Origin of the sequence: Pyxidicoccus xibeiensis (assembly GCF_024198175.1) — a bacterium.
GTDB lineage: Bacteria > Myxococcota > Myxococcia > Myxococcales > Myxococcaceae > Myxococcus > Myxococcus xibeiensis.
The window spans coordinates 566,465-592,742 of the sequence record NZ_JAJVKV010000006.1; the positions used below are offsets into that span (position 1 = coordinate 566,465).

The 26,278-nt window shown below is 69.9% G+C and carries 25 protein-coding genes; 6 read left to right on the plus strand and 19 right to left on the minus strand.

Going from position 1 to position 26,278, the window contains the following annotated elements; all coding sequences use genetic code 11:
• Positions 1-2: 2 nt before the first annotated feature.
• Positions 3-1,031 (minus strand): stage II sporulation protein M, encoded by a 1,029-nt coding sequence (locus tag LXT23_RS29110; RefSeq protein WP_253983588.1) that lies wholly within the window; start codon positions 1,029-1,031, stop codon positions 3-5.
• A gap of 85 nt (positions 1,032-1,116) precedes the next feature.
• Between LXT23_RS29110 and LXT23_RS29115 the strand changes: the two genes are divergently transcribed.
• Positions 1,117-2,634, plus strand: a complete 1,518-nt coding sequence (locus tag LXT23_RS29115; protein ID WP_407692920.1) for a hypothetical protein — start codon at positions 1,117-1,119, stop codon at positions 2,632-2,634.
• Between the two features lie 84 nt (positions 2,635-2,718).
• On the opposite strand, the gene LXT23_RS29120 is transcribed toward LXT23_RS29115, so the two are convergent.
• Complete coding sequence (locus tag LXT23_RS29120) at positions 2,719-4,284, minus strand: bifunctional metallophosphatase/5'-nucleotidase (RefSeq protein WP_253983590.1); 1,566 nt, start codon at positions 4,282-4,284, stop codon at positions 2,719-2,721.
• Between the two features lie 43 nt (positions 4,285-4,327).
• On the opposite strand from LXT23_RS29120, the gene LXT23_RS29125 reads away from it, so the two are divergent.
• Positions 4,328-6,094: a hypothetical protein gene (locus LXT23_RS29125; protein WP_253983591.1), complete on the plus strand. Its 1,767-nt coding sequence runs from the start codon at positions 4,328-4,330 to the stop codon at positions 6,092-6,094.
• A gap of 24 nt (positions 6,095-6,118) precedes the next feature.
• Here the strand turns inward: LXT23_RS29125 and LXT23_RS29130 are convergent, their stop codons facing one another.
• Positions 6,119-9,256 carry a cyclic nucleotide-binding domain-containing protein gene (locus tag LXT23_RS29130; protein ID WP_253983592.1) on the minus strand — a complete coding sequence of 1,046 codons (3,138 nt, stop codon included), beginning with the start codon at positions 9,254-9,256 and terminating at the stop codon, positions 6,119-6,121.
• Between the two features lie 198 nt (positions 9,257-9,454).
• On the opposite strand from LXT23_RS29130, the gene LXT23_RS29135 reads away from it, so the two are divergent.
• The gene (locus LXT23_RS29135; protein ID WP_253983593.1) at positions 9,455-10,258 is read left to right on the plus strand and encodes an RDD family protein; all 804 of its coding nucleotides are present in this window, start codon (positions 9,455-9,457) and stop codon (positions 10,256-10,258) included.
• 12 nt (positions 10,259-10,270) lie between these two features.
• On the opposite strand, the gene LXT23_RS29140 is transcribed toward LXT23_RS29135, so the two are convergent.
• On the minus strand, positions 10,271-10,786 hold the full coding sequence (locus LXT23_RS29140; protein WP_253983594.1) for a porin family protein: 516 nt from the start codon (positions 10,784-10,786) through the stop codon (positions 10,271-10,273).
• 101 nt (positions 10,787-10,887) lie between these two features.
• On the opposite strand from LXT23_RS29140, the gene LXT23_RS29145 reads away from it, so the two are divergent.
• The 3 genes from LXT23_RS29145 (at position 10,888) to LXT23_RS29155 (ending at position 14,471) form a co-directional block, all read left to right on the plus strand.
• Complete coding sequence (locus LXT23_RS29145) at positions 10,888-11,952, plus strand: tetratricopeptide repeat protein (protein ID WP_253983595.1); 1,065 nt, start codon at positions 10,888-10,890, stop codon at positions 11,950-11,952.
• A gap of 34 nt (positions 11,953-11,986) precedes the next feature.
• On the plus strand, positions 11,987-13,060 hold the full coding sequence (locus LXT23_RS29150) for an FHA domain-containing protein (protein ID WP_253983596.1): 1,074 nt from the start codon (positions 11,987-11,989) through the stop codon (positions 13,058-13,060).
• Positions 13,061-13,151: 91 nt separating this feature from the next.
• Positions 13,152-14,471, plus strand: a complete 1,320-nt coding sequence (locus LXT23_RS29155; RefSeq protein ID WP_253983597.1) for a hypothetical protein — start codon at positions 13,152-13,154, stop codon at positions 14,469-14,471.
• Positions 14,472-14,589: 118 nt separating this feature from the next.
• On the opposite strand, the gene LXT23_RS29160 is transcribed toward LXT23_RS29155, so the two are convergent.
• The 15 genes from LXT23_RS29160 to LXT23_RS29230 all read right to left on the minus strand — a co-directional run bounded on the left by LXT23_RS29160 (position 14,590) and on the right by LXT23_RS29230 (position 25,841).
• Positions 14,590-15,147, minus strand: a complete 558-nt coding sequence (locus tag LXT23_RS29160; protein ID WP_253983598.1) for a tetratricopeptide repeat protein — start codon at positions 15,145-15,147, stop codon at positions 14,590-14,592.
• A gap of 47 nt (positions 15,148-15,194) precedes the next feature.
• Positions 15,195-16,334 carry a DUF1521 domain-containing protein gene (locus LXT23_RS29165; RefSeq protein ID WP_253983599.1) on the minus strand — a complete coding sequence of 380 codons (1,140 nt, stop codon included), beginning with the start codon at positions 16,332-16,334 and terminating at the stop codon, positions 15,195-15,197.
• Between the two features lie 153 nt (positions 16,335-16,487).
• A complete protein-coding gene (gene sctV, locus LXT23_RS29170) occupies positions 16,488-18,611 on the minus strand; it encodes a type III secretion system export apparatus subunit SctV (RefSeq protein ID WP_253983600.1) in 2,124 nt (707 codons plus the stop codon).
• Between the two features lie 109 nt (positions 18,612-18,720).
• Entirely contained in the window at positions 18,721-19,185 is a 465-nt protein-coding gene (locus LXT23_RS29175) for a tetratricopeptide repeat protein (RefSeq protein ID WP_253983601.1), read from the minus strand.
• A gap of 103 nt (positions 19,186-19,288) precedes the next feature.
• Positions 19,289-19,768 (minus strand): hypothetical protein, encoded by a 480-nt coding sequence (locus LXT23_RS29180; protein WP_253983602.1) that lies wholly within the window; start codon positions 19,766-19,768, stop codon positions 19,289-19,291.
• Positions 19,769-19,935: 167 nt separating this feature from the next.
• Positions 19,936-20,151, minus strand: a complete 216-nt coding sequence (locus tag LXT23_RS29185) for a hypothetical protein (protein WP_253983603.1) — start codon at positions 20,149-20,151, stop codon at positions 19,936-19,938.
• 157 nt (positions 20,152-20,308) lie between these two features.
• Positions 20,309-20,899: a hypothetical protein gene (locus LXT23_RS29190; RefSeq protein ID WP_253983604.1), complete on the minus strand. Its 591-nt coding sequence runs from the start codon at positions 20,897-20,899 to the stop codon at positions 20,309-20,311.
• Between the two features lie 65 nt (positions 20,900-20,964).
• The gene (locus LXT23_RS29195; RefSeq protein WP_253983605.1) at positions 20,965-21,441 is read right to left on the minus strand and encodes a SycD/LcrH family type III secretion system chaperone; all 477 of its coding nucleotides are present in this window, start codon (positions 21,439-21,441) and stop codon (positions 20,965-20,967) included.
• Positions 21,442-21,445: 4 nt separating this feature from the next.
• The gene (locus LXT23_RS29200) at positions 21,446-21,925 is read right to left on the minus strand and encodes a hypothetical protein (protein ID WP_253983606.1); all 480 of its coding nucleotides are present in this window, start codon (positions 21,923-21,925) and stop codon (positions 21,446-21,448) included.
• 46 nt (positions 21,926-21,971) lie between these two features.
• The gene (locus LXT23_RS29205; protein WP_253983607.1) at positions 21,972-22,259 is read right to left on the minus strand and encodes an EscU/YscU/HrcU family type III secretion system export apparatus switch protein; all 288 of its coding nucleotides are present in this window, start codon (positions 22,257-22,259) and stop codon (positions 21,972-21,974) included.
• Positions 22,256-23,344 carry a type III secretion system export apparatus subunit SctU gene (gene sctU / locus LXT23_RS29210; RefSeq protein ID WP_253983608.1) on the minus strand — a complete coding sequence of 363 codons (1,089 nt, stop codon included), beginning with the start codon at positions 23,342-23,344 and terminating at the stop codon, positions 22,256-22,258. The genes LXT23_RS29205 and sctU overlap by 4 nt, the downstream gene beginning before the upstream one ends.
• A 24-nt stretch (positions 23,345-23,368) precedes the next feature.
• Positions 23,369-24,187, minus strand: a complete 819-nt coding sequence (locus LXT23_RS29215) for a flagellar biosynthetic protein FliR (RefSeq protein WP_253983609.1) — start codon at positions 24,185-24,187, stop codon at positions 23,369-23,371.
• The gene (fliQ, locus tag LXT23_RS29220; RefSeq protein ID WP_253983610.1) at positions 24,184-24,447 is read right to left on the minus strand and encodes a flagellar biosynthesis protein FliQ; all 264 of its coding nucleotides are present in this window, start codon (positions 24,445-24,447) and stop codon (positions 24,184-24,186) included. Before fliQ ends, LXT23_RS29215 begins: the two co-directional genes overlap by 4 nt.
• 12 nt (positions 24,448-24,459) lie before the next feature.
• Positions 24,460-25,287 carry a type III secretion system export apparatus subunit SctR gene (sctR, locus tag LXT23_RS29225; RefSeq protein ID WP_253983611.1) on the minus strand — a complete coding sequence of 276 codons (828 nt, stop codon included), beginning with the start codon at positions 25,285-25,287 and terminating at the stop codon, positions 24,460-24,462.
• 11 nt (positions 25,288-25,298) lie between these two features.
• Positions 25,299-25,841: a FliO/MopB family protein gene (locus tag LXT23_RS29230; protein ID WP_253983612.1), complete on the minus strand. Its 543-nt coding sequence runs from the start codon at positions 25,839-25,841 to the stop codon at positions 25,299-25,301.
• Positions 25,842-26,278 lie beyond the last annotated feature (437 nt).

A 26,278-nucleotide genomic window follows, 5' to 3' on the forward strand; every position in this document is an offset into this window, starting at 1 on the left:
TGTCAGGACGTGACGGCGGACCCGGCCGGCGCTTCGCTTCCATCCGGCGCCTGCGTTCCGCCGCGCAGCCAGTCCGACAGGAGGTACGCGTACACGCCCGCGCCCACGGTGAGCGCGAAGGAGATCTTGAAGACCACCGACAGCTTCGGCGGATGGATTTGCGACACGGTGCCTTCGATGAACCCCGCCAGCACGAAGAGGACGAGGGTGCCGAACAGCAGCTTCACCGCCGTCACCGCCTCCTGACGCAGGGCCTGGCCCCGGGGCAGTCCGCGCGGAGCCACCATTCCACGCGCAATCACCAGGCCCGCCGCGCCCGCGATGCAGATGGCCGTTATCTCCGGGATGCCGTGCGGAAGAATCCACGCCCAGAACCAGCCCGCCATCCCCTTGGCCGCGTACACGTGCGCCAGCGCCCCCAGGAACAGGCCGTTGACGAACAGCATCAGCGCCGTGCCCAGTCCCATGGTGATTCCCAGCGCGAAGGCCAGGAAGGCCACCTGGATGTTGTGGGTGAACAGGAAGGTGGTGAACTGGGCCTGCTGGTCCGTCGTCATCCCATCCCCGGCCGCCTCTTCCGCGGCGCGCTTCACCGGGTCCAGGTCCAGGTGCTCGGCGGGCACCAGGTAGTGCGCGGCATCCGGGTCCACCATCATCCCCAGGTAGCCGAAGCCCATGCCCGCCAGCAGCAACATCAGCGAGGCGACATACATGCGCCACTCACGGCGCATCAGCGCGGGGAAGCCCCGGGCCACGAAGCCCCACACGTCCGCCAGGCGCGGGCGGCGTCCGGGATAGGTGAGCGCATAGGCCCGGCCCACCAGGTCGTTGAGGTAGGCGCTCACGTCCGCCGAGCCGCTGCGCGCACGCACCCAGAGCAAATCACTGGAGACGGCACGGTACAGCCGGCCGAGCGTCCGGGCGTCCTCCAGGCTCAGCTTTCGCAAACCGTGGGACTCGGACCTGTCCAGCAGCGCCTCCAGCTGCTCCCAGCGCGGCCGGCGCGACTCGATGAACTCCGCCATCTCCATGGTCCGACACTCTAACCCAGACACGTCCCCCCCCACCTGCCCTCGGGGCGGCGGTTGTGGGAAAACTCGGGTCATGACGTGTCGGATGGCGTTCCTGGGGCTGGTCATGGCCGTGCTGTCGGGGTGCACCGGCGTGCGTGCCGTATGTCCCCTCGAGGGCGGGCGTGCCTGGGTGGAGGTGCGCAGCTCCCACTTCAACGTCCGGACGAACCTGGACGCGGAGACCGCGGAGGAGGCCACCCGGGAGCTGGAGATGCTCCGCCAGGGACTGCTCCAGGCGTGGGGCGGCAGCTTCGACCCGCCGGGCGCGGTGGAGGTCATCGTCCTCAGCAACCGGGCCGCGATGGAGGAGTTCACCAACGTCCGCATCGAGGGCTTCTCCGCCACCACCTCCGACGGCCCCGTGCTCGTCATGGCCGGCAACGCATACGTGCTCAGCGAGCAGTCCGCGGACCAGGGCACCCAGGCGCACGAGCTGACGCACTACCTCTCCGAGTTTGCCCTGGTGCGCCAGCCGCGCTGGCTCTCCGAGGGGCTGGCCTCCTATCTGGAGTCCATCGCCCTGCGGCCCGAAAGGCAGGAGGTCATCCTCGGCCGGCTGCACGGCCCCTTCTTCCAGCACGTGCACCGCAGCGGCTGGCGCACGCTGGACGAGCTGTGGGAGTGGGACGGCAAGGGGCTGCTCAGCACCGCCGAGTCGCGGCAGTACTACGCGTCCTCGTGGCTCTGGGTGCACTTCCTCATCAGCCGCCACGCAGACCGCTTCGAGGACTTCCAGATGCGCCTGATGCGCGGGGATGAGCCCCGCCAGGCGTGGGAGGAGTCCTTCCGGGGCGTGAAGGACATGGCCGGCCAGCTCCACGCCTACGTCCACGGCGGGCGCCACGTCACCTACCCCACCATCACCGCGCCGCTCAAACCCGAGACGAGCCCCATCCACACGCGCCTCATGGTGCCAGGAGAGGTCCACGCCATCCGCGCCCAGCTCTTCCTGATGACGCCGGGCGCCGCGCCCACCGAGGAGCGGCTGGAGAAGGCGGAGCGGGAGATGGCGCAGGCGCTGCGGGAGAACCCGGACAACGTCACGGTGGCCCTGCTGCGCATCCGCTCCACGGCGGACCCGTTCCGCCGGCTCGAGCTCGCCCGGGCGCTGGCGGAGCGGCACCCGGAGAGCGGCCAGGCCTGGGACGCGCTGGCCCAGGCGCTGGACGCGGCGGGCAACACCTCCGAGGAGCAGGAGGCCGCGCGGCTGCGGGCCGTGGAGCTGCTGCCCGACAGCATCAGCGCGCAGAACGGCCTGGCCGGCTTCTACGCGCGCACCTCGCAGCCGGAGAAGGGGCTGGCCGCGGCCCGGCGTGCCCTGGCCCTGGCCCCCGGCAACGCGGCGGTGCTCGACACCTGGTCCACCCTCCTCTTCCAGCTCGGCCGCTGCCAGGAGGCGCTCTCCGCGCAGCAGCTCGCGGCGGACATGCTCCACGAGGGCACCCCGGAGCGGCTGCGGCGGACGGTGCACGACACGCTGGCGCGCTATGAGGCGGTGTGCGGCACGGCGTCCTCCCCTGCCCCGTCCTCCGAGCCGGCCGCCGTGCCCGGGGCGCACTGAGGGCCTTGCCGGAAACGGCGAAGCGCCGGAAGGCCCCGTGAAGGGAACCGTCCGGCGCTCCGGGGAGTGCGGGGTGCGGCGGGACTACTTCAGCAGCTTCTCCAGCGGCTTCTTCTCGCTGGACTCCTTGCCCTTCGTCCAGTCCACCACCGGCGTCTGCCAGGCCATGCCCGTCTCGGTGGGCTCGGGGTCCAGCTTCTCGAACTCGAAGCCGTCACCGCCGAAGTAGAGGTACTCCACCGTGGCCACGGAGTACTCCTTCTTCGGGTCCAGCGCCTTGCCCTTGGCGTCCTTGAACTTGTTCTTCCCGGCGGGGGTGAAGCCGGCGATGAGCGCGGCGGGGTTGGCCAGCTGCTTCGCCAGGTCCTCGCCCTTGAGGTTGACGACGAGCAGCGTGTTCTCGAAGGGCATCACCGAGTAGATGCTGCCGCGCGTGACGGCGCCGGCCGGCAGGTCGCCGCGCAGGCCGCCGCGGTTGAGGACGGCCCCGTCCGTGCCGAGCACCTCGCGCACCGCGCCCGCCACCCACTTCGCCATCTGCGGCGAGTCCTGGGGGATGCCGGCCTTGGTGAAGCCAATCTGCTGGCCGAGCGACTCGTCGAGCTGCGTCTTCCACTTGGCGATGAGCTGCGCCGTCTCCGCGTCCGGGGTACCGCCCGCCGCGTCGACGAGCTTCGTGTCCACGGCCGTCACCTTCTCGCCCGCGGGCTTCTTCGGGTCGAAGGTGAGGTGCGCGCGCAGGTACTTGTTGAAGCCGCGGTCCAGCGACACGAAGGCGGTGCCGCCCTCCTTCACGTCCACCGGCTGCGGGCAGCGGCCACCGGCCACCAGCGCCAGCTTCCACTCGGCGTGCTTGGCGACGACGGGCTGCAGCTCGGTGACGCAGGCGTCGGCGACCACCACCACCACGTCCGCGCCGGCCTTGCGGGCCTCGGGGACGGCGACGTTCAGCGCTTCCTCGTAGCCCGTCACTTCCAGGCCCTCGGCGCGGCCGGCCATGGCCGTGCGCACCGTCTTCTCCGAGGCCAGGCCCACCACGCCGACCTTGAGGCCGCGGCGCTCGAACACCTGGAACGCGGGCATGGAGAGGTCACCGGCCAGGGCCGCGTCCTTCACCTTGAGGTTGGCGGCGAGGAACGGGAAGCCGCCGGCGGCGCGGTTCTTGAGGAAGGCCTCCTTGCCGAAGGCCAGCTCGTGGTTGCCCAGGGCGGAGGCCGCGTAGCCCATGCGGCCCATGACCTCGGCGGTGGGGGTGCCCAGGAAGAAGGAGGAGATGGCCGGGCCATTCCAGTGGTCACCGGTGGCGAGCGCCAGGGTGCCGGAGTCGGCGCAGGTGGCCTGGCCGTCCTTCACGGGGCCGGCACAGTGCTTCTCCTCGGCCACCCAGCGGCCGAGCAGCTCCGCGGCGCCGCCCTTGCCCTCGGCGGGCTGGAGCTGACCGAAGGCGCCGCCCGTGACGAGCAGGGTGACCTCGCTGGGCACCGCGGGAGCGGCGGGCGCCTGGGCGGCCGGCTGCTCCGCGGGGGCGGCGGGCGGCGGAGGGGTGCTCTTCTCGCAGCCGGTGAGGGCGCCAAGAGCAAGGACCAGCACGCCGGACAGCCGCGGCTGGCGGGAGGGACGCTGACGGAAGGAAGGAGGGGTCGTTCTCACACCCGCGCCTTTAGCACAACTCGGCACGTGCTACGGTGCCAGCGTGTCGGAGCACGACGGCCAGCAGGACCCGCCCGCGTCCCAGGGCGGAGCGAGCAAGGACGCGGAGCGCGGGCCCACCGGGCACGGTGAGGCCATGGCCCGGGAAGTCTGGGAAGAGGTGCGAGAGGGTGCGCTCCACTTCCACCTGAGGAACCGGAAGGTTCCGCCCGGGCGGGTGCGGCAGTTCATCCACGGGTTGAGCCTGCCGTTCCACCTCGCCCGGGCGCTGATGGCAGACCCGATGGCCCGGGGGCGATACCTGCGCGTGGGCCTCCTCCAGACGGTGGCCGCCCTGGCGCTGGCGCTGACCTGCATGGGCTCCGGCAAGAAAGCCGCGGAAAACGCGAGCGAGCGGAGTTCGCAGGCGTCGGACGCGAAGGCGATTCGCGCGGTGACGGAGGCCGTGGTCGCCCGGCATCTCGAAAACGCGGAGACGAAGCGGACGCGGCAACAGGAGAAGGTTGACGCGCGGGTGGACGAAATCCTGCGCAACGCGGGCGTGACGCCCCCGGCGCGGCGTCGGCGGGATGCGGGGACGGGCGCCACCGTCCAGGAGACGACAGCAGCGGGGCAGTCCCAGCAGGACGCGGGCGCGGTGGCCACGAGCCAGGACGAAGCAAGCGCGGCGGCCGTCCCCTCCTCGGACGCGGGAGCCATCACCGCGCTCGAGGATGAAGCGAGCGCCGGGCCCCTCCCCGCTCCGGACGCGGGAGCGGTGGCCTCGGGCAAGGCGGACGCGGGTGACGCGCCAGCCCTCACTCGGGACGAAGCACGGGCCCAGGCGGCCCAGGCGCGCATGGAGCAGCGCATCCGCGACCTGGAGGCCGCGGTCCAGGGCGGCGACGCGGGTACCTCCCTCTCGGAGGCCATCAGCGCCCTGGTGCTCGAGACTGCGGCGCTCGCCGAGGCCCCCGAGACGGAGGACGAGGACGAAGACGAGGACGGCGGCCCCCCCGCGGCCACCCGGGCGGACCCGCCTCAGGACGAGGACGGCGAAGCCGCTCGCGACGCTCAGCCCAAGGCCAAGGCGGACACCGACTTCTTCACGGTGAAGGGCTTCTCCCTCTGGGGACTGGCCTTCTGGGGCGCGCTGTTCGCGGCGCTCCAGCTGTCCCAGTGGGTGGTCATCGCGCTGTCGCGGGAGCACCACGACGCCATCGCCCGTGATGCCAGCCTGCTCACCGGCGTGCCGCCGGAGGACGAGGAGCTCACCCCGCGCATCCGCGTGGACGTCCCGTGGATTCGCAAGAAGGTGAAGCGGCGCTGGCGGGCGTTCATGCTGTTCCTGGTGGGCGTGCCGGCCATGGTGGTGCTCACCGTGCCCTTCCTGTTCAGCCGCACGATGTTCAGCATCCTCTCCACGCTCTGGGGCGGGTGGTGGCTGATTGTCTTCACCGCCGCCAAGAGCGGCCAGGCCTGGGAAGCCGTGGGCGAGCCGCAAACGCCCTGGTTCCTCCGTGCCTGGACCTGGCTCACCACGAAGGTGCCCGGGCTGCGGTGGGGCATGCTCCAACGCTACGGCGCGCTCGTGACACGGCGCACGCAGGAGGTCATCGCCCCGGTGGCCACCGTGGAGCGCCACCCCTGGGCCTTCGCGGGGCTGACGCTGGTGCGCTTCCTGGGCACCTTCCCGCCCATGAAGTTCTTCATCCGGCCGCTCATCCCCGTGGCCTCCGCGCACCTGCTCGCGGACGAGGCGGCCGCGCGGGCCGCCCTCAAGCCCGCACCTCCGAAGCCGGCGATTCCCGCGGGCGAGACGGGCTCCTGACGGGGCTCCGGACAGTGGGCTCCGTCAGCCCTCGTCGCGAGCCCGCTCCCGGGCCGCGCTGATGACCTCGTTCGTCCCGCTGACCTCGGGCGCCGGGCCCGTGGGCAGCGGCGGCGCGTCGATGGGCTGCGGGGCGGTCAGCTCCAGGCGCTCACCCGTCTCGCGCGAGTCCGGCAGGGCCATGAGCTTCTGCAGCTGCAGGCTCACCGCGCGGAAGAAGCCCGTCAGCAGCTCCGGGCGGTCCGCCAGCAGGTCCAGGAAGTCTCGCCGGTCGATGATGAGCAGGCGCGTGTCCACCGCGGCCACCATGTCCGTGGGACGCGGCGCCCCGTCCAGGAGGCTCACCTCGCCGAAGGCCTGCTTGCCCTGGAAGCGCAGCACGTGCTCACCGTCGTGGAACGCGTCCACCGCGCCCTCGACGATGACGTAGAGCGCGTCCCCCGGGTCGCCCTGCGCGTAGATGCGCTCGCCCGCGCGGAACGAGGCCTCGCGCGCCACGGCGGCGATGGCCGCCAGGTCGTCCACGTCGCTCTGCGAGAAGACGCTCACCCCTTCCAGGGCGAACATCCGTTGGACCGTCCTGTCGCTCAAGTCACCCTCCTGCGGGAGCACGTTCAGCCCGTTCACCCGCGCCACGTGGCGGGCGCACGCGCGCAGCACCACGTCCTCGCTCTGCACCAGCGCCGCCAGCCGCCGCCACAGGCGCCCGGGCGCGCCCGGAGGCAGCTCGCGGTGGTGGGCCTCCACCTGCTCCATCACCAGCTCCCGGTCTTCTTCGGAGACCAGGTTCTCCAGCAGCTCCAGCGCCAGCGCCCGCCGGCGCGCGTCCTGCCCCACCAGGTTGTAGTGGATGCCGCGCATCACCTGCGACGGGTGCAGGAGCCCCAGCAGGAAGAAGGACAGCTCCAGCGCCTGGTCCAGCCGGTCTCCCACCGCGCGCGTCAGCAGCGAGCCGTCCCCCAGCGCCGCGCGCACGTCGCGGAAGGCGCCCACCAGCGCGCGGTACACCTCGCGCCGGCGGCCCAGCGCCTCGCGCACGCGCTCCACGTCCACCGGGTGCTCGGGGTGCTCGTCGCGCAGGCGCGACAGCTGCGCGCCGATGCGGAAGTGCAGCGAGGCATCGTCGCGCACGTTGGAGAACAGCAGCGCGTCCAGCGCCGCCGGCGTGCCGATGTCACGCAGCACGCGCGGCAGCTGCAGCCGCATGGCCAGGGGCGCGCCCTTGTTGTTGAGCTGCTCCTCCACCAGAGGCGTCACCGCGTCGCCCAGCGCCACCAGCGACTCGCGCGCCGTCTTGCGCTCCTCGCGCCAGGTGAGGAAGGGCAGCAGGCGCGGCGCCAGCTCCACGTAGCCCCCCTCGCCCACCGCGGCCAGCGCCACGCGCCGCACGGACGGGTCCGGGTCCTCCAGGTAGCGCACCAGCGGCGAGGCGAAGCGCGCGTCCTGCAGCCGCCCCAGCAGCTTCGCCACCTCGCGCCGCTCAGGCTCCGGGGCCCCCTCGCCGCGCGCCAGCACCGCATGGAGCGCGTCCAGCGCCGCCGAGCTGCCCGACGACTTCAGCAGCGCGCCGATGGCCGCGCACCGCAGCCCCACGTCCGGGTGGTTGAGCAGCGCCGGCAGCAGCCGCTCCGCGCGCTCCGGCGACAGCCGCGCCAGCGCCCACACGGCCTGGTCGCGGGGACGGCGCGGGCCCTCCTCCACCAGTCGCTCCAGCACGGGCGCCAGCTCGTGCGCCTCCAGCTCCAGCGCCAGGGACACGCCGCGCTCCAGCACGCGCTCGTGCGGGTGGCGCAGCAGCGCGGCCAGGTGCGGCCGCAGCGGAACCTCCGCCTGCTCCATCATGTCCACCGCGCGCAGCACCCGCTCCGGCGCGGGCGCCGCCAAAGCCTCCGCCAGCAGGCGCTGCTCCTCCTCCCCCTCCAGCGCCACCTCCTCCTCTTCGGGCGCGCCCACCTGCTCGCCCAGCGCGGCCACGTACGCGGGCTTGAGGCGCACCAGCAAGAGCCCCAGCGCGGCGCACATGCCCACCACGGCCACGGCCATGGTGTCGCCGGTGGCCGCGCGGCCCGCGCCGATGAGCAGCAGGCCGGCCAGCACCACGCCGCCCTTGCGCAGCAGCCCCTCCACCGTGGCGCGCAGCCCCTCGCGCTGGTCGTCCGGCACCGCCGCGTACAGCAACTGGATGCCCACCGGGAGGATGGAGTAGCTCACCGCCGTCTCCACCAGCCGCAGCAGGTGCACCGGCCACATCGCGGGCGTGACGAGCGCCGCGCCCGCCAGGGGCGCCAGCACCAGCGGCACCAGCGCCACGTAGCGCAGGAGGCCCAGCCGCTTGAGCAGCCGCTGCGCCACCAGCAGCTGGAAGGCCACGCAGAACAGGCCAATCCACAGCTGCAGCGAGCCGAAGAGCGCCGCCAGCGCGTCCTCGCTCATGGTGCCCTCCAGCCGCAGCCGGAAGTGGTAGTCCACGAAGGAGGACAGCACCGCGAAGGCGATGCCCAGCGCCGCCAGCACCTGCGCGTAGGGGCTCTCCGCCAGGTAGCTGAACCCCAGGAACGACGCGGCGGCCGGACGGCTGCGCGGCACGGGCGGAGGCTCGCCCTTGTAGAGGTGGTGGAAGATGGCGCCCGCCGTCAGCAGGCCCAGCGCGCCGCTCACCACCATGGCCGGCGTGCCCAGCCGCTCCGCGAAGGCCTGCACCAGCAGGCCGCCGACGATGCCTCCGCCCATGGCGAAGCCGTTGAGCGCGGTGAAGGCCCGCCGCGCCTCGCGCGCGTCGAACGCGGCGGCCATGCGGCCCCAGAAGCGGAAGGAGACGAACGTGGAGAACGTGTCCGCGAACAGGTACAGCGCCAGCGCCGGCATGCGCTGCCCCGCCGACAGCGCCGCCGCCAGCCCCAGCGCCACCAGGCCGCCCAGGCCCGTCAGCACCCCCGGCGACTCCAGCGGCGAGCCCTGCTTCGAGCGCGGCAGCACCGTCAGCGCCGCCGTCATCAGCGCGCCCAGCAGGTACAGGTACGGCAGGGCCTGCGACTCGAAGCGCGACAGCACCAGCGCGTTGGCCGTCGTCTTGAGCTGCGTCACCCCGGCGATGAGCGCGAACTGGAAGGCGGCCGCCGGCCAGAGACGGCGGTTCCAGGATGAGGAGTTGGTGGCGGCCACGGTGAAAGAGCGCCGGAGACTAACCCACCGTCCGGACAGCCATGAACAACCCTGTCATGCCCCGGCTCGCCCGTCTGCCCTCCCGGCGGCCAGGAGCCTCTTTCCCGACACCCCGGCCCCCGGCCCGGCCCACACTTCCGCGCTGGGACTGGAATCGTTGGCGGACGAAAGGGCCCCCAAGGCGGCTAGACTGCCGGGGTGACGACCGCCACCGACACGCTGCTGGACGGCACCCACACGGTGCTCACGCCCGAGTACGTGGAGTTCCGCTTCACGCTCGCCGGGCTGTACTCGCGCATGCTGGCGTGGCTGGTGGACGCCATCATCGTCCTGGTCGTCAGCCTGTCCATCATGATGGGGCTCAGCGTGGCGCTGATGGCCTTCCCCGGCTTCGGCAGCGCGCTGGGCATCGTCGTCTACTTCCTGGTGGACTGGGGCTACGCCATCGCCCTGGAGACGGTGTGGAGCGGGCGCACCGTGGGCAAGCGCTTGTTCTCCCTGCGCGTCATCCAGGAGAGCGGCGTACGCATCGGCTTCTACCACGCGGCGCTGCGCAACCTGGCGCGGCCGGTGGACCGGCTGCCCCTCTTCTACCTGGTGGGTGGGGTGGCCGCGCTCGTCTCCGGCTCGCAGCAGCGGCTGGGGGACATGCTGGCGGGGACCATCGTCGTGCGCGAGCGCCGCCTCAAGGTGCCCTCCGCCCTGGGCACCACCGGCGAGGAGGGGCTGCTGGCGGACCCGCTCTTCGTGTCCCGCGTGAAGCGGCTGTCCACCGAGGAGCGCGAGGTGGTGCTGTCAGCCGCCCTGCGCCGCGAGGAGCTGCGGCTGGAGGCCCGGCTGCGCCTGTTCTCCACCCTGGGCGCGCGGCTGCAGGACGCGCTGGCCATGGAGAAGCCGGCCCACCTCTCCGACGAGAAGTGGACCCTGCTGGTGGCCACCGCCCTGCTGCCGCCGAAGAAGGGCGCGCGCGCCGCGGCGCCTCGCGCCCGTACCCTGGCGTAGCGGCGGGGACGCCTAGAAGTACGCCGCCACGCCCGCCGACAGCGACAGCGACGTCTGCACGTCCTCGTTGAGCGCCAGGTAGAAGTTGTACTGGCCGCGCAGGCCCAGGCTCACCGAGTCCGACACGAAGAAGTCCACGCCCACGTTGGGCCCGATGCCCACCAGGTTGTTGATGCTCTCCTTGAAGACGGCCAGGTAGCTGATGTCCGTCCCCACGTACGGGCGGATAGACTCCTCGGAGAACAGGTAGCGCACGCCGATGGACGGGGCCAGGACCACCACCCGCTCATCGTCGGCCGTGGTGTCCTTCGGGATGGCAATCTTCGACAGGGACACGATTTCGAAGCCGCTCTCGATGTAGAGGCTGGCGTCGATGCCCAGGAAGAAGGCCTCGTCCAGGCCCGAGGTCCGGTGGAAGTCCATGTAGCCCAACGACAGGCCCAGGCTGCGGTTGGCGAACTGGGCCTGCGCCGGGGTGGCCCCCAGGAGGGCCAGGGCGAATCCAAGGGTGTAGAGCAGGGTACGCATGGGCCGCCACTCTAACGGCGCAACCCCCGGAAAACAGCCTGGATTCTGAGGGCGCCAGGGCGTTGCTTCGGACGGCGCCGCTCTCCTACACTCGCGCGGCCATGCGTCTTGCCCGACTCGTTTCCGCCCTGTCCCTGGTGGCCGCGCTGCCCCTCGCCGCCTGCGTCTCCACCCCCGCCGCGCCCCATCCGCGCGCGGAGATCAACAACGAGCTGTGCGCGCAGGAACTCGAGAAGGGCGACCTGGTGCGCGCGGAGACCTTCTGCGACCTGGGCCTGGAGTTCGGCCCCCAGTACGCGGACCTGTGGGCCAACAAGGGCCTCATCGCCATGTACAGCGGCCGCAAGGATGAGGCCAAGAAGCACTTCATCAAGGCGCTCCGCTTCAACCAGGAGCACCTGCAGGCATATCAGAACCTCGGCGCCATCTACTTCGAGGAGGGCGCGTACGGGAAGGCCCACGACAACTACCGCCGGGCCCTGAAGGTGAACCCGGACAACCTGGAGACGCGCTACAACCTCGCCGTCACCCTGATGAAGATGGGGAAGATGGAGCCGTCGAAGAAGGAGCTGCGCACGCTGCTGGCCATCAACCCCGGCCTCGCGGACGCCCACCACACCCTGGGCGTCATCGCCTACGCGGAGGGCGAGTACGACGAGTCGGTGGGGCACCTGGCCCAGGCCACGCAGCTCACCCCGGACGCGTCCCAGATGTGGCACGACCTGGGCACCTCGCTGATGGAGCTCTCCCGCTTCCCCGAGGCGCGCGATGCCTTCGCCAACTGCGCCCGCCTGGACGAGAAGAACAGCAGCTGCATCAACCACCTGGCCCTCGCCCAGCGCAAGACGGCCCTCACCGACGCCGCCTTCAAGGAGATCAAGGACACCCAGCAGGCGGAGAACTCCGCCCCCGCCCTCTTCATGCTCGCCCGCCAGTACCGCGAGAAGGGCCTGCTCGCCGAGGAGGAGTCCACCTACCGCAAGTGCGTCAAGCTGGACGGCAAGTTCGCCCCCTGCCACTTCGGCCTCTTCCAGCTCTTCTCCGACGCCCACAAGCGGGACCTCGCCGAGGTGGCCTGCAAGCAATTCCTGAAGTATGGGACGTCCGAGGAGTTCCCCACCGAGTACCAGACGTGTGAGAAGTTCCTGAGCGACGCCACGTTCTGAAAGCCCGCCTCCTTCTGCCCGTGCCCTCCCCGAGATGTCCGTCCGTCTGACCGTCACGCAGCGCAGCGAGGCCGGCGCCAATCCGAGCACCGAGGTCGTCCTGGACGACGCGGTCATCACCCTCGGCAGGGACAAGGCCTGCCAGGTGGTGCTGCCCCAGCAGGCGGTGTCGCGCAACCACGCGCGCATCTGCCAGGAGGGCACCCACTTCTTCGTGGAGGACCTGGGCAGCGCCTACGGCACGCAGATCAACGGCAAGCCGCTGCCCAAGGGCGAGAAGCGCGTGCTGCGCAACGGCGACGTCATCGCCATTGCCCAGTACGACGTGAAGTTCGACCGGCTGACGGAGCTCAACGCCGACGTCAACTCGGAGAAGACGTCCTTCATCGCCCGCGGCCTGGTGAAGGACGCCATGCGCTCGGCCTCCAGCGACGAGCGCTTCCTGCGCTTCATGAATGGCCCCCGCGAGGGCGAGCGCATCGAGATTGGCGACGCGAAGGAGCTCATCTTCGGCCGCGACGAGAACGAGGCCGACATCATCCTCAAGGATGACCTGGTCTCCCGGAAGCACGCCAAGATTCGCCGCGACTGGTCCGGCACGCACGTGGAGGACCTGGGCAGCCGCAACGGCATCAAGGTCAACAAGAAGCGGGTGAACCGCAAGGCCCTCAAGGACAGCGACGAGCTGGAGGTGGGCGCCACCCGCTTCCTCTACGTGGACCCGTCCGAGCCGGCCGACGAGCCCGTCCAGATTTCCACGGAGGCCAAGGCCCCGCCTCCGCCCTCGCCCCAGCGCCCCGCCTCGCGCCAGGCCAGGGCCGTCCCCGTGGAGGAGCCGGAGGAGCCCGCGCCGCCCCCCGAGGAGCCCCCCGCTCCCGAGGAGCCCGCGCCCCCGCCCGAGGAGCCCGCCGCCGAGGCCGCCCCCGAGGAGCCCGTCTCCAACTCCGCGGAGCAGCCCATCCCCGACTCCGAGGACGTCAACGAGGCCGTGGGCGGCGGCGCACTCGCCGCGTTCAAGGACAAGCAGAAGCTCGTCCCCCTGGTGGTCATGGGCGTCGTGGGACTGCTGTTCCTCGTCCTGATGATCGCCGTCCTCGTCGGCGCCTGAACGGGCGGCCGGGCGAGCCCGGCCCCCGCTCGCAACTTCTCGCGCCCCCGTGGGACAATCAAAACGGGAATTCACCGTTTGGAGGGGATACGTGAAGATTTCCAATGAGCGAGGGCCGAAGGTCCCTGCGCAGAGCCAGGGTCCGAAGAGCGCGCAGGCGGGGGAGCTGGATGTCCTGAAGAGCCTCGAGACGCTGGTCAAGACGCCGGGGCCGGCGGCCGACCCCCTCCTCGCGGCACTCCAGAGCCTGACGGGCGTCGCGGCCCCCGAGGCCGCCCCGGCCGACCCCGTCCTGGCGGCGCTGTCGGCGCTGACGGGCGTGCAGGCCCCCACGGCCACCGCCACCCAGTCCACGGCCCGGACAGCCTTCAGCGCGGACGCCCCCCGGGCGCCGCTGTCCCAGGCCCTGCTGCCCAACTCCGTCAACCCGCCCAACGAAGAGCGCCTCTTCCGCTGCTTCCAGGACGCCTGGAAGTCCGCCTACGGCAACACGAAGCTGGCCAGCACGGCGGAGCGTGAGGCCCTGATGAAGATGGCGACCGACCTGCGCAACCAGGGCAAGAGCGCCGTCGAAATCGAGTACGCGCTCCTGGCCCACATCAAGGGCGGTGGGGCCGCGGCGGGCGCCGGCGGGGCGAGTGCCGCCGACGCGCGCACGGCGGCGACAGAGGCCTTCAAGTCCACCTTCCGCAGGGAGCCCACCCCGGACGAGGCCCGGCACTGGGAGGCCGAGGCCCACAAGCTCGCCGAGAAGGGCATGGACGCCACGCGCATCAAGTACGCGCTGATGACGCCCATGCAGCAGGCGCGCGACAAGGTGGACCCCAATGACCGCAACGCGCTGAGCACCATCGCCCGGGAGGCCTTCAAGGGCGTCTACGGCCGCGAGCCCAACCCCACCGAGCTCAAGGAGTGGACGGACAAGGCCGAGGCCATGGCCAAGGACGGCAAGGACGCCACCACCATCAAGTACGCGCTGATGACGCCCATGCAGCAGGCGCGCGACAAGGTGGACCCCAACGACAGGAACGCGCTCAACACCCTGGCGCGCGAGGCCTTCAAGTCCGTCTTCGGCCGCGAGCCCAACCCCACCGAGCTCAAGGAGTGGGCGGACAAGGCCGAGGCCATGGCCAAGGACGGCAAGGACGCCACCACCATCAAGTACGCGCTCATCACCCCCATGCAGCAGGCGCGGGATGGCGGCGGCAGGACGGACGACGCGGCGCTCGTCGACCTCATCAAGAACGCCTTCCGCGACGTGCTCCGCGACGCGTACCGCGAACCCAGCCCGCGCGAGGAGCGCGAGTGGCTGAAGGTCGCCCAGAAGCTGCGGGACGAGGGCAAGCTGAGCGCCACGGCCATCAAGCACATGCTGATGGCCGAGGTGCGCGTCGCCTACGGGAACCTGTAGTCCCCGGGCCGCCCTCCCCTTCAGGCCCGCACCGGGCTGGACGCGGAAAAGCACGACGCGGCCGGGCCACGAAGGGTGACCGGGCCGCGCGGGCGGAGCCAGACAGTGGAGGGAGTCGCTACTTCTTCGCACCCGGCGCGGGGCGGCCCTTCGTCTTCACCTGCTCCGCCTGGCGCTTGAGCGCGAGCAGCGTGCCATGGGCGCGCTGGGTGGAGCGGCGCGCCAGGCCCGGGTCCAGCTCGATGGCCCGGCTCAGGTCCTTCAGCCCCTCGGGGACGCTGCCGCGGCGCAGGTGGATTTCCCCGCGGCCCACGTACGCATCCACGTTGCCGTTGTTGAAGCGCAGGGCCGTGTCGTACGCCTCGAAGGCCTCGTCCACGCGCTCCAGCGTCAGGAGCGTGGCGCCGAGCTGGGCGTGGAAGACGCTGTCCTTCGGGGACGCCGCCACCAGGCCCTGGAATATCTTGAGCGCCTGCTGGGTGCGCCCGGCCTGCAGCATCTGGTGGCCGGTGGTGGCGTACTCGTACAGCTTGTCGCGCGACAGCCCCAGGAACTGTCCCAGCTCCAGCTCTCCCCGGAGCAGCCGCTCCGCGACGTCCTGGGGAAGCTCGGCGTTGGACTCCGGCTGCTTCGGCTCCGGAGCCTGCTTCGACGGCGACTGGGGCTTGCTGCTCACGACCACCTCACGAGGGGGCCCTGAAGGCCCCCCCTACGCGGTTCACGTCAGGCGAACACGTTCCGACGGGTGACCATATCATTCAGCGAGGAGATCTCATCCAGCGAGCGGAACATGTCCCGCACCGACGTGAACGCGTCCTGCACGCCCTCGCGGTGCTCGGCCTTGTCGTAGCCGAACAGGTCGTCCGCGCCGCGGAACGGGTTGAAGCCGAACGCGCGGCTGTCCGTGAGCTTGTCCAGGCTGCTGGTGGCCTTGTCCTCGAGGAAGCGCAGCGCCTCGTCGCGCACCTGCGCCGCCTGCTGGCGCTTGGCCATCGCCTTCGGGACGTCGCCCTTGTCCACCGCCTTGGGCTCCTCGCCCTTCTCGCGGGTGGTGTTCTTGATGGCGTTCTCGCCCCAGGACAGGAAGCCGCCCGTCTTGAAGGAGTCGCCGCCGCCCACGTCCCCCACCACCTCGTGGCCCTGGAAGGACCAGTCGTCGGACTCCTTGCCCATCTTCAGGGTGTCGCCGTAGTGGTTGGCGGTGAACTCGGCGTCCACGTCGTAGCCATCCTTCTGGATGGTGCCGACCTTGCCCTTGCCCTTGTCGATGTCCGCGACGTGGATGTGGTCGTCCCCGCAGGTGATGTCCAGCGAGCCCGTCACCGTCATCCCGTTGCCCCAGGGCTTGGTGCCGCAGTGGATCTCCGTGCCGTCACCCAGCACGAACGTGGTGTTGCGCTTGAAGTCGAACTTGCCGCCATCGCCCTCGTCGACGTGCGGGTCACCCCACACGCGCGTGTGCTTGCCGTCCGGACCGGAGACCTTCCACTCGAACTGGCCCAGCTGCTCGATCTTGTAGCCGCCCGGCGTGGTGATGACGCCGTTGGCGTCCACCTTGAGCTGGTCCTTCGGGCGCATCATGTCCTGCCACTTCGGCGCCTCGCTGGGGAACGCGCCGCCGGTGGAGCCCGTCTGGGGGTCGGTGTTGAGCTTCTGCACCATCTCGAAGGTGCTCTTCGCCACCTCCTTGTCGCTCTGGACGGTCAGCTGGGGCGACGCGGATTCAATCTGCTTGATGGCCTGATCGACGGTGCTCTCGATGAGCTTCAGGTTCTTCAGCAGCTCGGCCTCGTTCAGGTTCGAGGCCTGATTCAGGTTCGTCCGCTGGCTGCTGGTCGTCCCCACCGAATTGATGCCGGCCATGATTGCTCCCCTTGCTGAAGATGCGCGCCCCTCCGGGCGCTGGAATCCGATACCGGGATTATCGTTGGCACGGATCTGAAGTTGCGGCCCCGCCTGATGATTTCCGCCCCCGGAATAACGCTCCGGGTGAAATCCAGGTGACGCGCCCGGGGCCTACCGGGTGGAGATGCGGGCCACCGGCTGGATGTTCAGCTCGGGGGACAGCTCCTGGTAGCTGAGGACGGAGAACGAGGGGTTGAACTCGTACTCAAGCAGCTTCCGGACGTACCGGCGGATGTCCATGGCGGTGAGGATGACGGGGCGCTGGGCGCTGGGCGGCAGGTGGCCGCACTCGGAGCGCACGGCCTGGACGATTTCCTGGGCCAGCTCCGGCTCCAGCGCCAGGTGGGCGCCGGCGGAGGTCCGCTTGACGGAGCCGCGGATGGCCTCCTCGATGTTGGGGTCCAGCAGGTACACCACCAGCGTGCCGGTGCCGCGCGCGTACTTGTGGGAGATGTAGCGGCGCTGGGACGCACGCACGTGCTCGGTGAGCATGACGTTGTCCGCCTCCACCTGCCCGTACTCGGCCAGGGCCTGGAGGATGCCGCGCAAGTCACGGATGGAGATCTCCTCCTCCACCAGGCGCTGGAGGATGTCCGTCAGCTTCAGGACGTTGACGACCTTGGGCACCACCTCCTTGACGATGGCGGGGAAGGCCTTCTCCAGCTGCTCCAGCATCGTCTGCGTCTCCTGCACGCCGACGAACTCGCGCGCGTTGCGCCGCAGCACGGCGGCCATGTGCAGGATGATGTAGCCGGGCACGTCCCAGGTGGTGAGGCCCGCGGCCTCGAGCGTCTCGCGGTGCTGCTCGGGCACCCACGCGGCCGGCTGGCGGGTGGCGGGGTTGATGGCCTCGAAGCCCTGGATGTTCATCAGCCGGAGCCGGTCCACCGTGTCGTTGACGAGGATGTGGCCCAGCGTGGCCTGGCCGGTGACGACGGGCACCTCGTTGATCTGCACCTGGTAGGCGCCGGGCGGCAGCGAGCCGTTGCCGCGCGCGCGCACGCCCGGGAAGCGCACGCCGAGCTCCACGAAGAGGCCGTCGCGCATGAACGGGATGAGCTCGAAGAGGAACTTCCCGTTGTCCTGGCGCGAGTCCACGTACGGCACCAGCGCGTCGGAGACCTCCAGGACGATGGGCGTGACGACGGGGATGAAGAGCTCGGAGTCCGGGTTCATCGGCTCCTTGGGAGCCGGCTCCGAGGACATGGGCGTGCCGTTGTCCGTCTCCAGGGCCGGGCCCGCCTCCTCCACCACCTCCGCCTGCTTGGCCTTCTTGAGCATCGTATAGGCGCCGAAGCCCGCGCCGATGCCCAGCAGGAAGAAGGGAATCTTGGGCAGGCCGGGGACGAGGCCGAGCACGATGAGCATGCCCGCGGCGATGGCGATGGCCTTCGGGTAGGCAGTGAGCTGGCTGCCCATGTCCATGCCCAGGTGGGCCCCCTCCTCCTCGCCGCCCACGCGCGTCACGATGATGCCGGCGCAGGTGGAGATGAGGATGGCGGGAATCATGCTCACCAGGCCGTCACCGATGGTGAGCAGCGTGTACTTCTCCGCCGCGTCGGCCGCCGACATGCCCTTCTGCGTCACGCCGATGATGAGGCCACCGACGATGTTGACGACGGTGATGATGATGCTGGCGATGGCGTCGCCCTTCACGAACTTCATGGCGCCGTCCATGGCGCCGAACAGCTGGCTCTCGCGCTCCAGGTCGCGGCGCTTCTTCTTGCCCTGGTCCTGGTCGATGGAGCCCGCGCGGAGGTCCGCGTCGATGGACATCTGCTTGCCCGGCATCGCGTCCAGGGTGAAGCGCGCGGCCACTTCCGCGACGCGCTCCGAGCCCTTGGAGATGACGATGAAGTTCACGATGACGAGGATGATGAAGAGGATGGCGCCGACGACGAAGTTGCCCTGCACCACGAAGTTGCCGAACGCGATGACGACCTCACCCGGGTCACCCGTCAGCAGGATGAGGCGCGTGGTGGAGATGGTCAGCGACAGCCGGAACATCGTGGTGATGAGCAGCAGCGTCGGGAACACCGTCAGGTGCAGCGCCGCTGGCACGTAGAGCGACACGAGCAGCAACACCACCGAGATGCTGATGTTCAACGTCAGCAGCACGTCCAGCAGCAGCGTGGGCAGCGGGACGATCATCATCCCGACGATGCCCACGACCACCAACGCCAGGACGATGTCGGAGTACTTGGAGAGGAAGCTGTTCGGATTGGAGGCGGCCATCAGCGGGGTGCCATCCTAGTCCGTGCCCGGCCCCAAGCCCAAGGGGGCCGGCTCCAAAGCCACGCACGGCCGGTCGCTCTTGGGGAAAAGGCCTACGGCGGCAGCGCGCTCAGCGCCCGCCGGCGTCGGACTCGGGGGCGCCCTGGGCCTCTTCCACGCTCTCCAGGGCGGCGGCGGCCAGCATGCGGGCCCGGGCGCTCAGGGGGTCCTTCCCCTCGGGATCCAGGCTCACGGCATGATTGAAGTCCCGCGCGGCCTCCATCACCTTGCCCTGGCGCAGGTGGACCTCGCCCCGGTTGACGAAGGGGGTGATGTCCGTCGGGTCCAGCTCGATGGCGCGGTTGAAGTAGGCCTCGGCCTGGTCCAGGTCCTCCAGCGCGAGGTGGCACGCGCCGAGCGCCGTCTGGAAGTAGGCCTCCGCCGGGTCCATGGAGGCCAGCCGCTCGAAGATGGCCAGCGACTGCTGGAAGTGGCCGTCCTGGAAGAGGTTGAAGCCTTCCGTGGCGCGCTCGAGCATCTCCGGACCTGAGAGCGGCTTCACGTCGTCGCTGGGCACCGTCGCCTTCGTCGTCATGCGTTCCGTTCTCTCGGGCCAGGGGAGCGCGGGAGTCTAGCCCGCTCCCGTCGCGCCTTCCAAGCGGGGCACCCACGGCCACGGGCGCCCCGCCCTGCTGCGACTACTCCTGCGACTCGCGGATGCGGGACAGCGTCTCCTGCAGCATCTTGTCGATGACGTCCTTGAAGATCTTCGCGCCCAGGGACTCGTTGTTGAAGGTCTTCTTCACCTCCGCGTCCACCTGCTCCGGGGTGGCGTTGGGGTTGGCCTTCACGTAGTCCTCGACCTTGGACTTGATCTTGTCCATGACCTTGTTCGCGTCCGAGCCGAGCAGCGACGCGAGGTACATCTTGTTCTCTTCGAGCTTCTTGGTCAGCGCCTCGTCGGCGTAGCTCTTCCCGCCCTCCTGGGTGGGCTGCGCGTCGGCGGCCTTCTGCTGCGCGGGCGCCGCGGCGCCACCGGCCGCCTTCTGCAGCAGCGGCAGGAGGTCCGCCTCGCCCTTCAGCTTCGAGAGGGCAGTGCCGAACAGTCCGCCCGGCTGGGCGAGCGAGGTCGCGACCGTGGCCGCGGTGCCAACGAGGCTCTTGATATTGAAAGACATGGCGGTCCTCCGAAAAACGATTTGATGGGTTATCCGAGAACAACACCGCGAAGTTGCGCGCCCCGGGCAAGGATGACGCAGGGCCCGGAAAAAGCGACCGGCCCGTCCCTGACTCCCGAAGGAGCCAAGAGCGGGCCGGAGGATGAAGCCCCGAGGGCTTCTACGGCTTACTTCAGGTTGTTCAGGACCGCGTCGCCGGACTTGAAGAGCTTGTCCATGAGGTCCGTGATCAGCTTGGTGATCTTCGCCTCCTGGTCGGCCTTCTGCTGGGCGCGGAGGAACGGCTGCTGATCCGCGGGAGCCAGGGCGATCATGTCGTCCGTCGCGCTCTTGATGGTCTGCATGCCGGTGATCGCGGTGTTGACAGTGTTGGCCATGGACATGACGGTTCTCCTTGGGGTTTGCAGCTAAGTGGTTGGTTTCGGTGGGTGCTGCCGTGCAGCAGAGCCTACAAACAAGTTATCGGGGATGCGGTCCGGAAGTTTCCTGGGGAATTACGGATCATTTACCGAATCCGAATTCCCCAGTTGCGGCGGGGACTTAGCCCTTGAGCTTCCCCAGATTGGGGTTCTTCATCCAGGCCTTGAAGGACTCGAGCTGCTGCTGCTCGGCCTTGGGGTCCGCCGGAGGCGGCACGGCCTCGGGGTTGAGGGCCAGCGGGCGGGAGGAGCCGCCACTGGACTCGAAGCCGTCCTTGGCCTTCGCGGCGGGCGCGGCCTGCTTCGGCGCGGGCGCGGGCGCGGCGGCGGCCGGGGCCCCCGGGACGGTGAACTGCATCTTCTTCCCCATCTCGGGGTTCATCTCCATGACCGCGTTCTGGATGGTCATGCCGTAGGTGCTCAGGCGGTACTGGAGGTACTCCACCACCTGCCCGAGGATGGCCGGGGGCGGGATGATGGGGTCCTTCATGAAGCGGGCGAGCGCGTCCTTCACGTCCCCGTACAGCTTGGGGTCGAAGGGCTGCGAAGGCGCCGTCGAGGTGACCAGCATCTTCATGGTCCGGACGACCTGCAGGAACGTGCCCTGCGCCTTCTTCGCCTCCGCATCGAGGTCCGTCACCAGCTTCTCGCGCTTGGCGATGACTTCCGGCGGCTCCGGAGGAAGCTGGCGCGGTTCGGTGGAATTGGACATTCGGATTCTCCGAGGGTGTTGGGTTGACTCTTCGAGACTAACAGATAGTTCCGGACTGGCGCATTTCAGCGGCGGTTGAGGGCCGTGAGCATGGCGCCGGCCTTGCGGACCACGGGGTCCTCGGCGGGCGTCATCGCCGCGGCGCGGCGCAGGTCCTCGATGGCCTGGGGCTTCTGGCCCAGGGCGAGCTTCACCTCGGCGCGGCCGACGTAGACGGACGGGTCCTGGGGGGACAGCTTGGCGGCCACGTCGAAGGCGGCGAGCGCGCCCTGCCCGTTTCCGGCGGCCATCTCCACCACGCCCAGCGCCTTGGCGAAGTAGCCGTCGGTGGGGTTGACGGCGTACAGGCCCTGGAAGAGCGTGCGCGCCTCGCTGATGCGGCCCTGGTAGAAGAAGAAGTAGGCCGTCTTGGCGATGGCGTACAGCTCGTCATCCGAGTAGCCGCGCACCTCCTTCAGGGTGGCCTTGCCGTCCGCCCAGCGCTGCAGCGTGGCGGCGAGCTTCGCCTCGTCCTGGGGGTCTTCCGGATCCAACGCGGCCATGGCGCTAGTAGCCCTCGTCCTTCTGCTCCGCCCACATGCGGCGGATGATTTCCTTCGTCTCCTCGTTGACCTGGTCCACGAGGGTGAGCATGGAGGACTCGCGCTGGAGCAGCGCCTTGAGGCGCTCCAGCCGCTCCGGAGCGGCGCTCACCTTGGACAGGCCGCGCTCCAGCATGCGGCGCTGGTCCTCGTCCCCGCGGCCGGCCACGCTGGCCAGGTGGGGCCTGTCGCTGAAGCCCTCCAGGTCCGCGTCATGGCCGCCGGGGTGCGGGGGCAGCGGCAGGCGGAGCTCCTCCGAGGAGTGCGCCGGGCCGATGAAGTCCAGCAGCGCCGCCGAGGCGAGCGCCGGGTTCTTGGGGTTGCCCGTCTTGCGCAGCTTCTTGCGGTCGACCTGGGACGGGTCGACGAGCCGCTCACGGACGCTTCGGGGACCTCCCCACGGCCACAGGGGCGCCTTGGGGGGCTGGTTGTTGATTCTGGCCATCGTGGTACCGAACCTCACTCCAGGTGGGTGGGGGCCGTCCAGCCCCCTAGCGCCTGTTGCTGGCGGCTGCCTGCTCGCGCTGCAGCTCGTAGACGAAGTTGAGGACCTCGGCGACGGCGTCGTAGAGCTCCTCCGGCACCTCCTGGCCCACCTCCACGCGGTACAGCGCGTTGGCCAGGTTGACGTTGCGCATGAAGGGGATGCCGTGCTCCTTGGCGATGGCGCGAATCTTCTCCGCCTTCAGCCGCATCCCCTTGGCCACCACGCGCGGGGCGCCGTCGTTGTTCTTGTCGTACTTCAGCGCGATGGCAATCTCGGCTTCGTCGTCACTCATGGATTGCTCCGTTGCGCCGGGACGGCCGGGGGCCCGGACTTGAGGCCATAGACGAAGTTGAGGACCTCGGCGACGGCATCATACAGCTCCTCCGGCACCTCGTGCCCCACCTCCACGCGCAGCAGGGCGTGGGCCAGGGGCACGTTGCGCAGGGTGGGCACGTCCTGCTCGCGGGCAATGGCCTTGATGCGCTCGGCCTTGTGGTCGATGCCGCGGGCGAGCACGCGGGGCGCGCCGTCCTTCTCGCGGTCGTACTTCAGGGCGACGGCGACGTGGTCCGGGTTGGTGACGATGACGTCCGCCTCGCGCACGGCCTCCATCTGCGCGCCCTCCATGATTTCGTGGTGGAGCTCCTTGCGCTTGGCCTTGTGGTGCGGGTCGCCCTCGCTCTCCTTGTACTCCTTCTTCACCTCCTCCTTCGACATCATCATGTCCTTCATGAAGGACTTGCGCTGCCACCACACGTCGAAGATGGCGAAGAGGACGAAGAGGAGCGCCACGCGGGTGGACACCCGCATCACCAGCTCGCCCATGATGGTCATGATGGCGCGCGTGTCCTGGCGCACCGTCTCCATCACCAGGGGCATGGCGTCACGCACCACGCCGTAGACGACGTAGGCGGTGACGGAGATCTTGATGAGGTTCTTGAGCAGCTCCACCAACGCCTTCTTGGAGAACATGTTCTTCAAGCCGGCGAGCGGGTTGAGCTTGTCCAGCTTGGGCATCAGCGGGTCCATGGTGAAGAGCGAGCCCACCTGGACGTACTCCAGGAGCCCGCCCACCAGCGCCCCGCCCACGAGCACCGGCAGCGACACGATGATGAGCGTGCGCACCGCGAGGTACAGCGCCTGCCCCGTGACGACGCTCAGGTGGTCCGGGTGCGTCAGGTGGTCGAAGGTGAAGAGGAAGAGCGCGGAGATTTCATGCTCCAGGATGTCCCAGGTGCCCTTCACGGCGCCCAGGCCCACCAGGAGCACGCCCATGCCGCTCAGGTCCTTGCTCTTCCAGACCTGACCCTTCTTGCGAGAGTCATCCAGCTTCTTCTGCGACGGTTCTTCTGTCTTGTCTCCACTCTCGTCCGACATGGCGCGCGTCCGGGGGAAACGGGGTCAGGCCAGCAGCCGCAGGGCTTCATGGAGGACGCGGAGCATGACCTTCAGCTCGCCCTGCATGCGCGCGAGCAGCGCGCTCATGACGAGGAAGGCGATGAGCACGCCCACCAGCGGCTTGATGGCCATGGAGATGAAGAAGACCTGGATTTGAGGGGCCACGCGGTTGATGGCGCCCAGGGCCACGTCCGTGAGGAAGGTGGCGAGCATGGCGGGAGCGGCCAGGGCCAGGCTGATGCGCAAGAGGTCCGCGAAGACACGGGTGACCAGGTCGAAGAAGGGCCACGCGCCCTGGCTGAAGCGGGGGAAGCCGTCCAGCGGCACGGTGTTGAGGCTCTCGGCGAGCGCCGAGATGACCAGGTGGTGCCCGTCCAGGGTGAGGAAGAGCACCACGGCGAGCTGGACCTTGAGGTTGGAGAAGAGCGAGACCTGCTGGCCGAGCTGCGGCACGTACAGCTGCGCGTTGTTGCTGCCGGCCATGGTGTCCGCCAGCGTGCCAGCCACGCGCGCCGCCTCGAAGACGGAGCTCACGATGAAGGCCATGGTGAAGCCGATGAAGACCTCCTTGGCCATCAGCGCGATGTACGGCAGCGCGCTGGTGGGGATGCGCGTCACCGAGTTGGAGATGACCGGGAAGAGCACGATGGAGAGCGTCAGCCCCACGCCCATCTTCACTTCCGTGGGCACCACTTCGCCGCCCAGGAAGGGGCTGAAGATGAGCACGGGCATCACCCGGCACATCAGCAGCGCCACGGTGAAGATGACGCCCGAGACGTTGGCACGCGTGCCCAGCTCGGCCACGAGGTCCGCGACGTTCATTTGATGAGGGCGGGGAATCTGTCGAAGACGTGGAAGGTGAAGCGCACCAGCTGGCTGCCAATCCACGGCCCAGTCAGGGCCAGCACCCCGAAGACGATGACGACCTTGGGGGCGAAGGTGAGCGTCTGCTCTTGAATCTGCGTGGTGGCCTGGAAGACGGAGATGATGAAGCCGACCAGCAGGCTGGTGAGGACCGGCGGGGCCGACACCACGAGCACCAGGAACAGCGCCTCCTGGGTGATGAACGTGAGCTGATTCATGGGGGCGCGCTCCTAGAGGTAGCCGACGACCAGGCCCTTGGCGATGAGGTACCAGCCGTCCACGAGCACGAACAGCAGCAGCTTGAACGGCATGGAGATGGTGGTGGGCGACAGCATGTGCATGCCCAGCGCCAGCAGGATGTTCGCCACCACCATGTCGATGACGATGAACGGTACGAAGAGCAGGAAGCCTATCTGGAAGGCCTCCTTCAATTCGGACACCACGAAGGCGGGGATGATGACCATGAAGTCCGTGCTCTCCACGGCGTCACGGTCCTCGCCCTTGCGCATCTTCTTGGCGAGGTTGAAGAAGAGGGACCGGTCCTTGTTGGTCACCTTCTTCATCAGCCAGTCGCGCAGGGGCTCCTTGGACTTGTTGGCCGCGCCCAGCAGCGTGCCCACCGTCTCCGAGGAGAAGACGCCCGGTCCCTTGGACCAGATGTCCACGCCCGCGGCCCGGTACATCTCCTGGCCCACGGGGGCCATGATGTAGACGGTGAGGATGACGGCCAGGCCCGTAATCACCTGGGTGGGCGGAATCTGCTGGGTGCCCAGCGCCGAGCGGACGATGGAGAGCACCACCGAAATCTTCACGAAGCTCGTCACCATCATCAGCGCGAAGGGCACCAGGCCCATGGCGGCGAGCGCGAGGATGAGGATGAGCGGGCGCGAGGTGAACGAGTCGCTGCTCACCGCCTCGTTGGCCACCGAGTCGGGCAGGGCGGCCCCGCGCCCCTTCTTCTGGGCGAGCGCGATGAAGGGGTGGAGCGAGACCGCGGCCGCGAACAGCCAGGGCGGGATACGCGGAAGGAGGGGGCGGGCGGAGAGCGAGGCGTTCACGGTCAGGGTCTTCAAGCGCCGGGGGGCTGGGAGGGAGAGCCACCGGAGCGGCGGGAGAGGAGCTTCTGGAGGAAGGGGCTCAGGGGGACCACGTTCGTCGGAGGTCGCTGCGAGCGGATGCGCTCCACCGCCTCGGTATCCAGCTTCGACAGCAGCTGCAGGCCGGCCTCGCCACCGCCCACCAGCAGGTACTCGTCCGCGGCCTTGAGGACGAAGAGCGTGCGGCGCTGGTCCAACGGCAGGCGCTCCACCACGGAAACCACCGGCTCGCGGCCCGCGGTGGTGCCCTGCAGGCCCATCAGCCGGCGCAGGCCCACGTTCAGTGTGAGGTAGATGGAGGCCACCACCGCGCCCAGCACCAGCAGCGTGCGGATGAGCGTCCAGCCCAGGCTGTCCGGCTCCGCGTCCGCCTCCGTGCCCAGGGGCGGCTCGGCGGCCGGGTCCTGCCAGAGCGGCTCGGCGTCGGCGGCCCGGGCGGAAGGCTCCTGCGGGACGGTGTCCGTCCGCGCGGGGGGAGCGGCTTCCACGGGCATGGTGGAGGGCTGCGCCGTCACGGCGTTCCCGGACGCGGCCGTTGGCGCGGGCGCGGCCGGTTGAGCAGGCGCAGCCGCAGGCGTCGTCGCGGAGGCCGGAGGTGGCGCGGCGGTCGTTGGAGCAGGTGCAGCCGCAAGAGCCGGAAGCGGCGCGGCGGCCGTTCGAGCAGGTGCAGCCGCAGGAGCCGGAGGCGGCGCGACGGCCGTTGGCGCGGGCGTTGGCGTCGTCGCGGTGGCCGGGCTCGCGGCGGGCCCGGCCTTTGCGGGGGCCTCCACGGAGGGGCTCCCCGAAGGCGCGGGCTCGGCTGGAGCCTGCGCCAGGGCGGCGGGCGGCGTGAGGACCAGCGCGGCGCCGAGCAGCAGGCGCATGAAGGGGGGGCGGAGGACTGCCATGGCTGGGCGCGAGGCTAGTTCATCGGCCGGAGGACCGCCACGGGCCCCCGCCCGGCCGCCCGCCC

What these genes read in the sequence shown, in the direction of transcription:
- sctV (WP_253983600.1), bottom strand. Translation starts at nt 18,611, where the DNA reads ATGGCCGCCTCCAATCCGAACAGCTTCCTCTCCAAGTACTCCGACATC.
- LXT23_RS29195 (WP_253983605.1), bottom strand. Translation starts at nt 21,441, where the DNA reads ATGGCCGCGTTGGATCCGGAAGACCCCCAGGACGAGGCGAAGCTCGCC.
- LXT23_RS29165 (WP_253983599.1), bottom strand. Translation starts at nt 16,334, where the DNA reads ATGGCCGGCATCAATTCGGTGGGGACGACCAGCAGCCAGCGGACGAAC.
- LXT23_RS29110 (WP_253983588.1), bottom strand. Translation starts at nt 1,031, where the DNA reads ATGGAGATGGCGGAGTTCATCGAGTCGCGCCGGCCGCGCTGGGAGCAG.
- LXT23_RS29215 (WP_253983609.1), bottom strand. Translation starts at nt 24,187, where the DNA reads ATGAACGTCGCGGACCTCGTGGCCGAGCTGGGCACGCGTGCCAACGTC.
- LXT23_RS29185 (WP_253983603.1), bottom strand. Translation starts at nt 20,151, where the DNA reads ATGTCCATGGCCAACACTGTCAACACCGCGATCACCGGCATGCAGACC.
- fliQ (WP_253983610.1), bottom strand. Translation starts at nt 24,447, where the DNA reads ATGAATCAGCTCACGTTCATCACCCAGGAGGCGCTGTTCCTGGTGCTC.
- LXT23_RS29150 (WP_253983596.1), top strand. Translation starts at nt 11,987, where the DNA reads ATGTCCGTCCGTCTGACCGTCACGCAGCGCAGCGAGGCCGGCGCCAAT.
- LXT23_RS29140 (WP_253983594.1), bottom strand. Translation starts at nt 10,786, where the DNA reads ATGCGTACCCTGCTCTACACCCTTGGATTCGCCCTGGCCCTCCTGGGG.
- LXT23_RS29145 (WP_253983595.1), top strand. Translation starts at nt 10,888, where the DNA reads ATGCGTCTTGCCCGACTCGTTTCCGCCCTGTCCCTGGTGGCCGCGCTG.
- sctU (WP_253983608.1), bottom strand. Translation starts at nt 23,344, where the DNA reads ATGTCGGACGAGAGTGGAGACAAGACAGAAGAACCGTCGCAGAAGAAG.
- LXT23_RS29205 (WP_253983607.1), bottom strand. Translation starts at nt 22,259, where the DNA reads ATGAGTGACGACGAAGCCGAGATTGCCATCGCGCTGAAGTACGACAAG.
- LXT23_RS29190 (WP_253983604.1), bottom strand. Translation starts at nt 20,899, where the DNA reads ATGTCCAATTCCACCGAACCGCGCCAGCTTCCTCCGGAGCCGCCGGAA.
- LXT23_RS29175 (WP_253983601.1), bottom strand. Translation starts at nt 19,185, where the DNA reads ATGACGACGAAGGCGACGGTGCCCAGCGACGACGTGAAGCCGCTCTCA.
- LXT23_RS29200 (WP_253983606.1), bottom strand. Translation starts at nt 21,925, where the DNA reads ATGGCCAGAATCAACAACCAGCCCCCCAAGGCGCCCCTGTGGCCGTGG.
- LXT23_RS29115 (WP_407692920.1), top strand. Translation starts at nt 1,117, where the DNA reads ATGGCGTTCCTGGGGCTGGTCATGGCCGTGCTGTCGGGGTGCACCGGC.
- LXT23_RS29180 (WP_253983602.1), bottom strand. Translation starts at nt 19,768, where the DNA reads ATGTCTTTCAATATCAAGAGCCTCGTTGGCACCGCGGCCACGGTCGCG.